The sequence below is a fragment of the Duganella sp. AC237 genome, assembly GCF_979254035.1.
The window spans coordinates 5,910,059-5,922,485 of sequence record NZ_CEEDEW010000003.1 but is presented as its reverse complement, the minus strand read 5'-3'; the positions used below and the strand labels follow the sequence as shown (position 1 = coordinate 5,922,485).

Sequence of the window (12,427 nt, the reverse complement as noted above, 5' to 3'; positions counted from 1 at the left end):
CAAGTTGATGGGGCTTTACTTCAGCAAGCCCGCCAGCTCGACAGCCGTTTTGACCTGCATCTTGTCGAAGATATGCGCGCGGTGCACTTCCACCGTGCGCATGCTGATGCCCAGCTGGTCGGCCACCACCTTGTTCATTTTTCCGGCCAGGATCAGGTCCAGCACCTCGCGCTCCCGCACCGACAGCGTCGCCAGGCGTGCGTGCACGGCCGCCATCTCGCCGGCCTTGCGCGAGCCGGCCAGGCCTTCCTGCACCCGGTCCATCAACTGGTTGTCGTTGAACGGCTTCTCGAAGAAATCGAAGGCGCCGCGCTTCAAGGTATCGACCGCCATCGGCACGTCGCCATGGCCCGTCAGGAAAATCACCGGCATGCGCTGCGTCAGTCCGCGCGCGGCCAGCTGGTCGAACACCGCCACGCCGTTCATGTCCGGCATGCGCACGTCGAGCAGCAGGCAATCGCCGTCGGCGTCGAATTCGCCCATCTCCACCTGCTGCAGGAATTGCAGCGCGCCTTCGTAGGCGCGCGACGAGATCCCGCGCGAAGTGGCCAGCCAGGTCAGCGAGTCGCGCACGACCGCTTCGTCATCGACGATATGCAGCATTTTGTCAGGTCTCCTGTTCCGTGACCGCCGTCACCGCCGGCAGCACGAACGTAAATATGGTTCCGCCTTGCGGATTGGGGCTGTAAGTGAGCGAACCGCCGTGGAATTCTATCGCAGTCCGGCAGATGTTCAATCCCATGCCCATCCCCTCGGCCTTGGTCGAGAAGAAGGGCGAGAACAAACGCTGCGCCACCTCGTCCGGAATGCCGTGCCCCTGGTCGATCACGGCCACGCTCACCTGCGCGGTGGCCGCATCATACTCCGCCACCACGTTGAGCATGCGCCGCTGTGGCGGAATGTGCTGCATCGCTTCGATGGCGTTGCGGGTCAGGTTGAGCAGCACCTGTTCGATCATCACGCGGTCGGCCAGCACCGCCGGCAGATCCTGGGGGATGTTGGTTTGGTACGAGACGTAGCTTTGGCGCGCCTGCAACTCGATCAGCGCCTGGATGCCGTCGAGCAGCGACTGGATGCCGACCGACTGGCGTAGCGGTTCGCGCTTCTTGACGAATTCGTGGACGCTGCGGATGATCTGGCCGGCCCGCTGCGCCTGCGCGCTGGCCTGCTCCAGCGCGGGTTTCAGCAATCCCGCGTCGACCGCGTGGCCCTTGTCCTGCGCGCGTCCCAATACATTGAGCGCGCCGGTGGTGTAGCTGGAGATGGCGGCCAGCGGCTGGTTCAGTTCATGCGCCAGCATCGAGGCGATTTCGCCCATCGTCGCCAGGCGCGCGCTGGCCTGCAGCTTTTCCTCCTGCTGGCGGTTCAGTTCCTCCACGCGCTTGCGGTCGGAGATGTCGAGGATGGAGCCCATCCAGCCGGTCTGCTTGCCGTGGTTGTCCACCAGCGGCGCCTCGAACACCAGCACCGGCACGCGCTGACCGTCCGGACGCTGGAAGAAGGTCTCGAACTGCGGCGTGACCTTGCCCGCCAGGACCGAGGCGAAGCGGGTCTGGTATTCCTCCATCGCTTCCGGCGCCCAGTAGGGCATCGGCGGCAGCCGGCCGACGATGTCCTCGGCCGGATAGCCGACGATCTGGCAGAACGCCGGATTGACGTAGGTGATGCGTCCTTCCAGGTCGCGCGCGCGCAGGCCCGTCACCAGCGAATTTTCCATCGCGGTGCGAAACGACATCTGCTGGCGCAGCGCGCCTTCGGCGGCGAGCCTGCGCGAGATGTGGCCCCACAGCGCCACCAGGCTCCATAATAATCCGAGTGAGAGCACGATGACCGAGCCGACCAGCAAATTGGGCAGCAGCTTGGGCGCGCTCTTGACGCTGTCCGTCACCAGCCGCACCGAGGCCCCGGGCAGGTCGAGCGCGCGCTTGTGGGTGTAGACGCCGTGCCCCGGGCCGGCCGCCGCGCGGCGCGCCAGCACCTTGTCGTCGCGGTCGACCAAGGTGACCTGGTTGTCCTGCGCGAACCACCACGGCACCATTTCGTCGAGCAGGGCGCTGGTTTTATAGGTGGCGACCAGGTCGCCCAGGTAGTCGGCGCCGTTGAACAGCGGCACGTGGTAATCCATCAGCACTTCCGAAGGCGCGGCTGAGGGGTTGGCCGCTTGCACCTCCGGCTGCGTGTACATCGCGTTGCGGGTCTTGCGGGTGAGCTCCATGGTTGCGCGCGAGGCCGCGGTCAACACCACCGGCGTCGCTTGCGGGTCGCTGGTGGCGACCAGCGAGCCGTCCGGCCGCAGCCAGACCACCCGCAGTAGTTCCTTGCCGTTCTTGAGCACTCGGGACAGGCGGTCGTGGCCCTGCTGCGGCGTCAGGCGCCCGATGCCGATCTCCTGCGCCAGCGCGGCCAGGCTTTCCTCGTCCCTGCCTAATTGAAAGCGTATCGTTTGCTCAACCCAGAGCGTGTCGGCGATCAGCTGTTCCTGGCGTTCGTTGCTTTCCATCTGGCGCGCCTGCCACGGCAGCCAGATCAAAATCGCCAGAAAAAACAACACCAGCACGATCGGCAAAACCCAGCGCAGCGTCGAGTTTGCGCTGGGGCGTCGGGCTGGGAGCGGCTGGGAATGCGGGTTTGTCATGGGCGCTCAGGGTATAGCGTTGGCGGAACGGAGTCATTGTGGTTTTCCACAATTGAATAATGCGACGTTGTCCTGAAGAATCTATCAAACTACAATAATAGTGTACTTTTACATCCCTCTGGAGACCGTATGAAACTGAAACACGCACTGCTCGTGCTGAGCGCGGCATTGAGCTTTAACGCCTACGCGCAAGCGCCTATCGTCATCAAATTCAGCCACGTCGTGGCGACCGACACCCCGAAAGGCCAGGCGGCAGAGCGGTTTAAACAACTTGCCGAAAAAGCCACCAACGGCCGCGTCAAGGTCGAGGTCTATCCGAACAGCCAGCTGTACAAGGACAAGGAAGAACTCGAAGCGCTGCAGCTGGGCGCCGTGCAAATGCTGGCGCCGTCGCTGGCCAAGTTCGGCCCGCTGGGCGTGAAGGAATTCGAAGCCTTCGACCTGCCGTTCATCTTCCCTTCCAAAACCGCGCTGTACAACGTCACCGAAGGCGAAATCGGCAAGGGCCTGATGAAAAAGCTGGAGCCGAAGGGCATCACCGGCCTGGCGTTCTGGGATAACGGCTTCAAGGTCATGTCGGCCAACAAGCCGCTGCGCGTGCCGGCCGACTTCAAAGGCCTGAAACTGCGCATCCAGTCGTCCAAAGTGCTGGACGCGCAGATGCGCGCGCTGGGCGCCAACCCGCAGGTGCTGGCGTTCTCGGAAGTGTATCAAGCGCTGCAGACCGGCGTGGTCGACGGCACCGAGAATCCGCCGTCGAACATGTACACCCAGAAGATGCATGAAGTGCAGAAGTACGTGACCGTGTCCAACCACGGCTACCTGGGCTACGCGGTCATCGTCAACAAGAAGTTCTGGGACGGCCTGCCGCCGGACATCCGCACCGCGCTCGACAAGGCGATGAAGGAGGCGACCACGTTCGAGAAAGCCATCGCCCAGCGCGACAACGATCTGGCGCTCGAAGCGATCAAGAAGACCGGCAAGACCGAGATCTACACCTTGAGCGTGAAAGAACAGGCGGAGTGGCGCAAGGCCCTGCTGCCGGTACAGCAATCGATGGAAAGCCGGATCGGCAAAGACCTGATCTCGGCCATCAATAAAGAAGCGGCAAAATAAAAGCGGCAATATAAGCCTGCCTGACGGGGCGGCGCTCGCCGCCCCGTCCACAATTCCTCACTGAAGGATCCCTCCATGAAATTCCTCGATAGACTCGAAGAATGGCTCATCGCGACCCTCATGGGCGTGGCCACCATTCTGATCTTTATCTCGGTCGTACACCGGTACCTGTCCGGCCTGCCGATCCCCGGCCTGCAGGACTACCTGATTCAACTCAATACCAGCTGGACGCAGGAAGCCTGCATCTACATGTTCGTCTGGATGGCCAAGTTCGGCGCGGCCTATGGCGTGCGCACCGGCATCCACGTTGGCGTCGACGTCCTGATCAACCGCATGAGCACGCCGTGGCGCGCCAAGTTCGTCGTGTTCGGCCTGCTGGCTGGCGCGGTGTTCACCGGCATCATCGGCACCCTGGGCGCCAACTTCGTCCATCACATGGCGCAGACCGACCAGACCTCGGCCGACCTCGAAATGCCGATGTGGATCGTCTACCTGGCCGTGCCGCTCGGCTCCTACCTGATGTGCTTCCGCTTCCTGCAGGTGCTGGTGTCCTTCGTCAAGACCGGCGACCTGCCCAAACATGACCATTCGCACGTCGAGGGTCTGGAAGAAGAACTGTCGGCCGACAAAGGAGCCAAAGCATGAACGCCCTGATTATCTTCGTGCTGCTGCTGGGCCTGATGTTGACCGGCATGCCGATCTCCATCTCGCTCGGCCTGACGGTGCTGACCTTCCTGTTCACCATGACCCAGGTGCCGATCGATACGGTGGCGCTCAAGCTGTTCACCGGCATCGAGAAATTCGAGATCATGGCCATCCCGTTCTTCATTTTGGCGGGCAACTTCCTCACCCACGGCGGCGTCGCGCGGCGCATGATCAACTTCGCCACGTCGATGGTCGGCCACTGGCACGGCGGCCTGGCGCTGGGCGGCGTGCTGGCCTGCGCCTTGTTTGCTGCGGTGTCGGGCTCGTCGCCGGCCACCGTGGTGGCGATCGGATCGATCATCCTGCCTGCCATGGTGCGCCAGGGCTATCCGAAGGCGTTCGGCGCCGGCGTCATCACCACCTCGGGCGCGCTGGGCATCCTGATTCCGCCGTCGATCGTGATGGTGATGTACTCGGTCACCACCAACACCTCGGTCGGCAAGCTGTTCATGGCCGGCGTGGTGCCCGGCATTATGCTGGCCTTTTTCCTCGGCTTGACCACCTGGTATCTGGCGCGCAAGAACAACTATCCGCGCATGCCCAAGGCCGGCTGGGGCGAGCGCTGGGCGACCTTCCGCAAGAGCGCCTGGGGCCTGCTGCTGATCGTCATCGTCATGGGCGGCATCTACAGCGGCGCGTTCACGCCGACCGAGGCGGCCGCGATGGCGGCGGTGTACGCCTTCTTCATCGCCGTGTTCGTCTACAAGGACTTGAAGCTCAAGCAGGTGGGCAAGGTGCTGCTCGATTCGGCGGCCATGTCGGCGATGCTGCTGTACATCATCACCAACGCCATCCTGTTCTCGTTCCTGATGACCAGTGAGAACATTCCGCAGGCGATGGCCGAGTGGATCACCGGACAGGGCCTGGGCGTGATCACTTTCCTGCTGGTGGTTAACGTGCTGCTGCTGTTGGCCGGCAACGTCATGGAACCCTCGTCGATCGTGCTGATCATGGCGCCGATTCTGTTCCCGGTGGCGATGAAACTGGGCATCGATCCGGTGCACTTCGGGATCTTGATCGTAGTCAACATGGAAGTGGGGATGTGCCATCCGCCGGTCGGCCTGAACCTGTACGTGGCGTCGGGTATCACCAAGATGGGCATAACAGAATTGACCGTTGCCGTGTGGCCATGGCTACTGACAATGCTGGGCTTCTTGATCTTGGTCACATATGTACCACAAATTTCTTTGTGGCTCCCGAATTTAATTTACTCTTAAAGTAACGCTGCGCTGCAACCTGAAAAAAACGGGAAAAACCGAAAAAGATGCGTTATGATGGCGTCGCTCTCAGGGGTTCCCGAATAAGTAAAGTTGGTTCGGTAGCAAGGGCAAGGAATTGTAGGTGGGGAGTGTGATAGAAACGGTACTTAATACCGGCAATCGATCGAGGAGACACACGTTTTACAGAATGTCGTTGTGATAGTCGCTGCAGGCCGCCACAAGCGCGCTACGGGGACACGCAAACGACCGGGAACGTGAAGCAGGTTTAAAAACGCACCTTTCGGTGCGTTTTTTTTTCGCCTGGCGATTTACAATGCGGGCGCGGCGTGAAAACCTTCGCGCCGCCGCCGGACGCCTTTCGCGACTTCCACCAAAAAAGGTTGTCGCGGACACGCAACATCATGGTGCGTTGCGAAAAACGGCTGAGATCAACGAAGACCCCTTTTGGTGCATCAACTGTGACGAATATACAACAGCAGCGTGAAATTTTTTCTGCCATCGTGGAATTGCCATTCGGGAAAATTGGAGTGCGCACCGCAAGTGGTCTGATCACGGAGCTGTGTTACCTGCCGCCCCATTTTGATGCAAAGGATGCCGAGGACGCGACGGCGGCGGAGGCGGTTACCCAACTGCAAGCGTATTGTGCGGATGCCGATTACCGCTTCGACTTGCCGCTCAAGCAGGCCGGCACCGACTTCCAGAAGACCGTATGGGGCGCCATCAGTTCCATTCCGCGCGGCAGCGTTCGCACCTACGGCGAGCTCGCCAAGCACATCGGTTCGGCGCCGCGCGCGGTGGGGCAGGCTTGCGGCGCCAACTGGTTCCCGATCGTGGTGCCGTGCCACCGCGTCACCTCCGCCGCCGGCCTGGGCGGCTTTGCCAACAGCGACGATCCCAACGGCTACCTGCTGGGCATCAAACGCTGGCTGCTGGCCCACGAAGGTTCGAGCGAGTACGCATGGCAACAGACAACACTGCTCTGATCGACGAGTTCTGCGACAGCCTGTGGTTGGAGGACGGCCTGTCGAAGAACACGCTCGAAGCCTACCGGCGCGACATGCGCCTGTTCGCCCGCTGGCTCGAGTCGCAGCGGCCCAACGTGGCCGGGCTGGCGGCCGTGGCCACGCACGATATCCAGGGCTATATCGCCGCGCGCCACGAGGACAGCGGCAAGGCCACCTCGTCCAACCGGCGGCTGTCGGTGATCAAGCGCTTTTACCAGTTGATGCTGCGACAGCGCCGCATCACCGACGATCCCAGCCTCAAATTGGTATCGGCCAAGCAGCCGCACCGCTTCGTCCACACCTTGAGCGAAATTCAAGTTGAGGCCTTGCTGGCGGCGCCCGACGTCAATACTCCGCTGGGCCTGCGCGAGCGCACCATGCTGGAGCTGATGTACGCCAGCGGCTTGCGCGTGTCGGAGTTGGTGGACCTCAAGATGCTGGAGCTGAGCCTGAACGACGGCGTGCTGCGCATCACCGGCAAGGGCGCGAAAACGCGGCTGGTGCCGTTCGGCCAGCAGGCCAGGATCTGGATCGAGCGCTACGTCAAGGATGCGCGCGGCGTGATCCTGAACGGCCAGGTCGACGATGCGCTGTTCGTCACCGGACGCGGCGGCCCGATGACGCGGCAGATGTTCTGGGTGGTGATCAAAAAACATGCGTTGAAGGCAGGCATCACGGCGCCGTTGTCGCCGCACACCTTGCGGCATGCTTTTGCCACGCACTTGCTCAACCATGGCGCCGATCTGCGCGTGGTGCAGTTATTGCTTGGTCATTCGGACATCTCCACCACGCAAATCTACACCCACGTCGCACGGGAACGCCTGAAACATCTGCATGCGCAACATCATCCCCGAGGCTGAAAAACTTGCATCGGCCGTATCTGCGTCATAATGTGAGCAGGTAATCAACCGGATAGAGAAGAGGTAGCAAATGGCGAAGACAAACTTCCAGTACGAAAAACGTCAGCGCGAGCTGGAAAAGAAGAAAAAAGCGGATGAAAAAGCCCGGCGCAAGGCCGAGCTGAAGGCCAACCCGGGCTTGGCCGAGGAGGGCGAAGTGGTCGAGGACGACGAAGAGGGCGGCGAGCCCAGCGCCGAGCCGGCCAAGGAGTAAGCCGAAGCAAGCCGGCCGCGGTTCCACGTAGGGCGGATTAGCGCGGAGCGCGTAATCCGCCATGCATGCGTTGTCGGCGGCGCTTGGCGGATTACGGCGTGCCGCCTAATCCGCCCTACGTGTCTCCCAGGCGTTCATGCGGTTCAGGCGTGGTGTTTGACTTCGTGCAAGTGCTCGACGACTTCCTCATGTTCCTCATGCTGCCTGCGCTTGAAATACCGCACGCAGCGCTTGCCGAGGTTGTCCAGATACGTATAAGCCACCGGCACCACCACCAACGTCAAAATGGTCGACGTGATCACCCCGCCGATCACCGCGCGGCCCATCGGCGCCTGCGTTTCGCCGCCTTCGCCCAGGCCGATCGCCATCGGCAGCATGCCGAACACCATCGCCAACGTCGTCATCAGAATCGGCCGCAAGCGCACCTGGCCCGCGCTCATGATGGCCTCGAACTGCCCCGCGCCCTCGCGCTGCGCCTGGTTGGTGAAGTCCACCAGCAAGATCGCGTTCTTGGTCACCAGCCCCATCAGCATGATGAAACCGATCACCGAGAAGATGTTCAACGTGCTGCCCGTCGCCAGCAGCGCCACCAGCACGCCGATCAGCGACAGCGGCAGCGACATCATGATCGCCACCGGCTGCAGGAAGCTGCCGAACTGCGACGCCAGCACCAGGTAGATGAAGATCACCGCGATGCCGAGCGCGATCATGGCCGACGTCATGCTCTCTTCCATTTCCTGCGCGTTGCCGCCGACGTCGAAGCGCACGCCGTCCGGCAAGTCGATTTCCTTCATGGCCTTGCGCACGTCGCCGTCGACGTCGCCGCCCGGACGGCCCTCGGTGTTGGCGTAGATCGCCACCCGGCGCTGCAGCGCCTGGCGCTTGAGCACCTGCGGGCTGAACGACGGCACGAAGTCGACCACCTGGCGCAGCGGCACCATCACCGGACGCCCATCCGGGCCCAGCTTGCTCGACGCCAGCGACAGGTCCGCCAGGTCGGCCACCTTCTGCCGGCCCGATTTGGGCAACTGCACGTTGACGTCGTAGTTCTGGCCGTCGGGGGCGAGGAAGTGGCTGGTGGTGTCGCCGGCCACGAACGGACGCAGCGCGGTGCCGATCTGCTGCACGGTAAGGCCCAGGTCGCTGGCCAGCTCGTTGTTGATCTTGACCGTGGTCGACGGATTGGCGCCTTCCTGGCTGTACTCCAGGTCGACCAGACCCTTGATCGGACGCATCTTGTCCATAAGACGGTGCGCCACGGCGTCGAGCTTGCCTTCGTCGGTGCCGAGGATGGCGATGAAGATCGGCTTCCAGCCGACCGACATCGTGATGCCGGCGATCCTGGACAAGCGTTCGCGGATCTTGCCTTCCATGACTTTCTGCGACGGCCGCTTGTGGGTCTTGCGGTCGACCAGCTTCATGTCGATGCGCGCCGTGTTGCGGCCGTCCTCGGTGCCGACCACCGCGATGACGCTGGCGATCTCCGGGAACTCCTTGAGCGCCGCCTCGACCTGCTGCACCTTGTTGTCGTTGTATTCCAGGCTGGAGCCGACCGGCGTTTTCATCTGCAGGTTGACCCAGCCGTTGTCCTGCTCCGGCATCATCTCGCCGCCGATCATCGGCACCAGCATCAGGCTGCCGGCGAACAGCGCGAAGGCGAACGCCAGGGTCAGCTTGCGCCAGCGCAGCGCCAGTCCCAGGACTTTGCCATACACCACGTGCAGCTTATCGACGCCGCCTTCGAGCCAATGCATCAGGCGGCCCAGCCACGGCACGTACTTGAAGCGGTCCTTGACCGGATCGGGCCACACCGACGACAGCATCGGATCGAGCGTGAAACTGACGAACAGCGACACCATCACCGCCACCGCCACCGTGATGCCGAACTGCAGGAAGAAGCGGCCGATGATGCCCTGCATGAAGGCCACCGGAATGAACACGGCGACGATCGCGAAGGTGGTGGCCATGACGGCCAAGCCGATCTCGTTGGTGCCGTCCTCGGCCGCCTTGCGGTGGTTCTTGCCCAGGCCCAGGTGGCGCACGATGTTTTCGCGCACCACGATGGCGTCGTCGATCAGCAGGCCGATGCACAGCGACAGGGCCATCAGGGTCAGGAAGTTCAGGGTGAAGCCGAACACCTTCATCGCGATGAAGCTGGCCATGACCGAAATCGGCAACGTCAGCCCGGTGATGATGGTCGAGCGCCACGAGTGCAGGAAGAAGAACACGATGACCATGGTCAGCACGGCGCCTTCGACGATGGTGCGCTTGACGTTGTCGAGCTGGCTCTGCACCTTGACCGATTCGTCGTTGAGCAAGGTCAAGGTGATGTCCGACGGCAGTGACTTCTGCAGCTCGGCGACCACCTTCTGGATGCGCGTGCCGACCTCGACCACGTTGGCGTCCTGGACCTTGGTGATGTCGATGGTGACGGCGCGCTGGCCGTTCAGGCGCGAGATCGACATCTCCTCCTGGGCGCCGTCGATCACCGTGGCCACCTGTTCCAGGTAGACCGGGCCGTTGGCGCGGCGGGCGACGATGATCTTGTTGAAGTCGCGCGCCTCCTTCATCTTGTTCTCGACGCGCACCAGCTGCTCGTTGCCGGCGAAGCTGATCGAGCCGGCCGGCAGGTTGGTGTTGGTGGCCTGGATCGCGGCGATGACCTCGTCGACGCCGATGGCTTGCGCGGTCAGGTCGTTGGGACGCAGGCTGATCAGGATCTGGCGCGCGGCCATGCCGTTCAGGCGCACCTGGCCGACGCCGGCCACGCCCTGGAAGCGCTTGCCGATGACCTGGTCGGCCATGGTCGACAGTTCGCGCAAGGTGTGGGCGGTGGCGGTCAGGCCGATCTGGGCGATGGGGCGGCTGTTCTCGCCCTCGAAGCGGACGATGAACGGGTCCTTGGCTTCCTTCGGGAAGCGCGGGCGCACCATTGCGATCTTGTCGCGGATGTCCTGCATCGCCTTGTCCATATTGGTCGACAGCTCGAAGTCGACGTAGACGCCGGCGCGGCCTTCCCACGAGTTGGCGCGCAGGGTCTTGATGCCGCTGACGGTGTTGACCGCTTCCTCGATCGGCCGCGTGATGTCGTTCTCGACCGCCTCGGGCGACGCGCCCGGGTAGTTGACCTCGATCATCGCGGCGGGAATGTCGACGTTGGGCATCGCTTCCATGCCCAGTTCGCGGTACGAGAACATGCCCAGCACCACGAGCGCCACCATCACCATGGTGGCGAACACCGGGTTCTGGATACTGGTTTTAGTGATCCACATGATCAGCCTTTCGCCAGCATGGCCGCTTTGGCCAAGGTTTTACCCTCGGCCTGCGTCGCTGAGGCGGGCAGCTTGACCAGCGCGCCAGGCTTGACCGCGTTCAGCTTGGAGACGATGACATTGGCGCCCTTGTCGAGGCCGTCGGTGACTTCGACATAGCCTTCGTCGTCGTTGCGCAAGCCCAAGCTGACGGGCTGCGCCACCACCTTGCCGTTCTCGATCTTGTACACCACCTGCTTGCCCTGGTCGTCGCGCAGCGCCGTCATCGGCACGATGGGCGCGACGCCGGAGCGCTCGGTGACGATGCTGCCCTTGGCGAACATGCCGGCGCGCAGCGCGCTGTCGTCGTTGCGCACGGCGATGTAGACCAGCATCGCGCGCGAACCGGCCTCGGTGGCCGGATTGATACGCGCCACCTTGCCCGCGAACTCGCGCTTCTGGAAGCCGTCGACCTTGAAGCGAACGTCCTGGCCGACTTTCACGCGCGGGATTTCCGACGCCGGCACCTGCGCCTCCAGGGTCAGTTCCGACAGGTTGACGATGCTGTAGATGGGCATGTCCGGCGCCAGCTTCTCGCCGGCCTGCACGTGGCGCTTGCTGACCACGCCGCTGATGGGCGCCTTGATGATACCGTCGTTAAGCGCGATGCGCGCGATCTCGACCATCGCGGCGGCCGACTTGACGTTGGCGCGCGCCAGCGCGACCGTGTTCTGGGTCGAATCGAAGGCGTTTTGCGAGATGTATTTTTGCGACAGCAGCGCCTGGCTGTTGGCTTCGTTCTTGGTCGCCATCGACAGCTTGGCCTGGGCTTCGTCGAGCATGGCCTGCTGCTGTTGCAGGCGCGCGCGCAGGTCGGCCTGGTCGATGCGCGCCAGCACCTGGCCGGCGCTGACGGCCATGCCTTCCTGCACCGTGGTGGCCTCCACCACGCCCGAGATCTTGGACTTGATGGTGGCCGAACTCAGGGGCGCCAGCGAGCCGGATAAGGGCAAGCTGACCGCCAATGATCTGGCATCGATGGCCGCGATGTCGCCGCTGGCCAGTTCGAAGACTTCCTGTTTTTCTCTTTCTTGCCCTCGGCCTGCGCCACGGGTGGCGTCGGCGCGGCCTGGTTGCCGCGCATGACGGTCCAGCCGCCGGCCGCCAGGCCCAGCACGATCAGGACAGCCACCGGCTTGCGCCAGTTTTTATTGCGGACCGTGGGCATCGAAGCAAGGGGCAAGGTTTCAATTTTCATATCGTTCTTCTGCGAATGTTGTGACGCCGGAGGGACCGCGCATGTTGGTACTTTATGAATTTGCAAGGGCGGTCGCCATCGAAATGCGACGAGTGGCGCAAAAGCGCGGCTGAAATGCATAAAAC

At 62.8% G+C, this 12,427-nt stretch carries 12 protein-coding genes; 6 read left to right on the top strand and 6 right to left on the bottom strand.

The features are described 5' to 3' along the window. Positions 1-15: 15 nt before the first annotated feature. Both AC0IYS_RS26220 and AC0IYS_RS26215 read right to left on the bottom strand, forming a co-directional pair. Positions 16-603, bottom strand: a complete 588-nt coding sequence (locus AC0IYS_RS26220) for a response regulator transcription factor (RefSeq protein WP_471707925.1) — start codon at positions 601-603, stop codon at positions 16-18. A gap of 4 nt (positions 604-607) precedes the next feature. Next, entirely contained in the window at positions 608-2,635 is a 2,028-nt protein-coding gene (locus tag AC0IYS_RS26215; protein ID WP_471707924.1) for a sensor histidine kinase, read from the bottom strand. A 129-nt stretch (positions 2,636-2,764) separates the two neighbouring features. Between AC0IYS_RS26215 and AC0IYS_RS26210 the strand changes: the two genes are divergently transcribed. From AC0IYS_RS26210 to AC0IYS_RS26200, 3 genes are all read left to right on the top strand, one after another. After that, a complete protein-coding gene (locus AC0IYS_RS26210) occupies positions 2,765-3,751 on the top strand; it encodes a TRAP transporter substrate-binding protein (RefSeq protein WP_090323476.1) in 987 nt (328 codons plus the stop codon). Positions 3,752-3,826: 75 nt separating this feature from the next. After that, positions 3,827-4,396: a TRAP transporter small permease gene (locus AC0IYS_RS26205; protein WP_471707923.1), complete on the top strand. Its 570-nt coding sequence runs from the start codon at positions 3,827-3,829 to the stop codon at positions 4,394-4,396. Beyond that, a complete protein-coding gene (locus AC0IYS_RS26200; protein WP_471707922.1) occupies positions 4,393-5,673 on the top strand; it encodes a TRAP transporter large permease in 1,281 nt (426 codons plus the stop codon). The genes AC0IYS_RS26205 and AC0IYS_RS26200 overlap by 4 nt, the downstream gene beginning before the upstream one ends. 268 nt (positions 5,674-5,941) lie before the next feature. Here AC0IYS_RS26200 and AC0IYS_RS26195 read toward each other — a convergent pair whose 3' ends face one another. Beyond that, on the bottom strand, positions 5,942-6,175 hold the full coding sequence (locus tag AC0IYS_RS26195; RefSeq protein WP_471707921.1) for a hypothetical protein: 234 nt from the start codon (positions 6,173-6,175) through the stop codon (positions 5,942-5,944). 28 nt (positions 6,176-6,203) lie between these two features. Between AC0IYS_RS26195 and AC0IYS_RS26190 the strand changes: the two genes are divergently transcribed. The 3 genes from AC0IYS_RS26190 (at position 6,204) to AC0IYS_RS26180 (ending at position 7,793) form a co-directional block, all read left to right on the top strand. Further along, complete coding sequence (locus AC0IYS_RS26190; protein ID WP_471707920.1) at positions 6,204-6,659, top strand: methylated-DNA--[protein]-cysteine S-methyltransferase; 456 nt, start codon at positions 6,204-6,206, stop codon at positions 6,657-6,659. Next, a complete protein-coding gene (xerD, locus tag AC0IYS_RS26185; protein ID WP_471707919.1) occupies positions 6,635-7,540 on the top strand; it encodes a site-specific tyrosine recombinase XerD in 906 nt (301 codons plus the stop codon). The genes AC0IYS_RS26190 and xerD overlap by 25 nt, the downstream gene beginning before the upstream one ends. A gap of 70 nt (positions 7,541-7,610) precedes the next feature. Beyond that, complete coding sequence (locus AC0IYS_RS26180) at positions 7,611-7,793, top strand: hypothetical protein (protein WP_471707918.1); 183 nt, start codon at positions 7,611-7,613, stop codon at positions 7,791-7,793. 143 nt (positions 7,794-7,936) lie between these two features. Here AC0IYS_RS26180 and AC0IYS_RS26175 read toward each other — a convergent pair whose 3' ends face one another. Genes AC0IYS_RS26175 through AC0IYS_RS26165 form a run of 3 tightly spaced genes read right to left on the bottom strand, consistent with a single transcriptional unit; the run spans position 7,937 to position 12,302 of the window. Further along, positions 7,937-11,065 (bottom strand): efflux RND transporter permease subunit, encoded by a 3,129-nt coding sequence (locus tag AC0IYS_RS26175; protein ID WP_471707917.1) that lies wholly within the window; start codon positions 11,063-11,065, stop codon positions 7,937-7,939. Positions 11,066-11,067: 2 nt separating this feature from the next. Beyond that, positions 11,068-12,057 carry an efflux RND transporter periplasmic adaptor subunit gene (locus AC0IYS_RS26170; RefSeq protein WP_471707916.1) on the bottom strand — a complete coding sequence of 330 codons (990 nt, stop codon included), beginning with the start codon at positions 12,055-12,057 and terminating at the stop codon, positions 11,068-11,070. Next, positions 12,027-12,302 carry a hypothetical protein gene (locus tag AC0IYS_RS26165; RefSeq protein WP_471707915.1) on the bottom strand — a complete coding sequence of 92 codons (276 nt, stop codon included), beginning with the start codon at positions 12,300-12,302 and terminating at the stop codon, positions 12,027-12,029. The genes AC0IYS_RS26170 and AC0IYS_RS26165 overlap by 31 nt, the downstream gene beginning before the upstream one ends. Positions 12,303-12,427 lie beyond the last annotated feature (125 nt).

What these genes read in the sequence shown, in the direction of transcription:
- AC0IYS_RS26220 (WP_471707925.1), bottom strand. Translation starts at nt 603, where the DNA reads ATGCTGCATATCGTCGATGACGAAGCGGTCGTGCGCGACTCGCTGACC.
- AC0IYS_RS26215 (WP_471707924.1), bottom strand. Translation starts at nt 2,635, where the DNA reads ATGACAAACCCGCATTCCCAGCCGCTCCCAGCCCGACGCCCCAGCGCA.
- AC0IYS_RS26210 (WP_090323476.1), top strand. Translation starts at nt 2,765, where the DNA reads ATGAAACTGAAACACGCACTGCTCGTGCTGAGCGCGGCATTGAGCTTT.
- AC0IYS_RS26205 (WP_471707923.1), top strand. Translation starts at nt 3,827, where the DNA reads ATGAAATTCCTCGATAGACTCGAAGAATGGCTCATCGCGACCCTCATG.
- AC0IYS_RS26200 (WP_471707922.1), top strand. Translation starts at nt 4,393, where the DNA reads ATGAACGCCCTGATTATCTTCGTGCTGCTGCTGGGCCTGATGTTGACC.
- AC0IYS_RS26195 (WP_471707921.1), bottom strand. Translation starts at nt 6,175, where the DNA reads ATGGCAGAAAAAATTTCACGCTGCTGTTGTATATTCGTCACAGTTGAT.
- xerD (WP_471707919.1), top strand. Translation starts at nt 6,635, where the DNA reads ATGGCAACAGACAACACTGCTCTGATCGACGAGTTCTGCGACAGCCTG.
- AC0IYS_RS26180 (WP_471707918.1), top strand. Translation starts at nt 7,611, where the DNA reads ATGGCGAAGACAAACTTCCAGTACGAAAAACGTCAGCGCGAGCTGGAA.
- AC0IYS_RS26175 (WP_471707917.1), bottom strand. Translation starts at nt 11,065, where the DNA reads ATGTGGATCACTAAAACCAGTATCCAGAACCCGGTGTTCGCCACCATG.
- AC0IYS_RS26165 (WP_471707915.1), bottom strand. Translation starts at nt 12,302, where the DNA reads ATGAAAATTGAAACCTTGCCCCTTGCTTCGATGCCCACGGTCCGCAAT.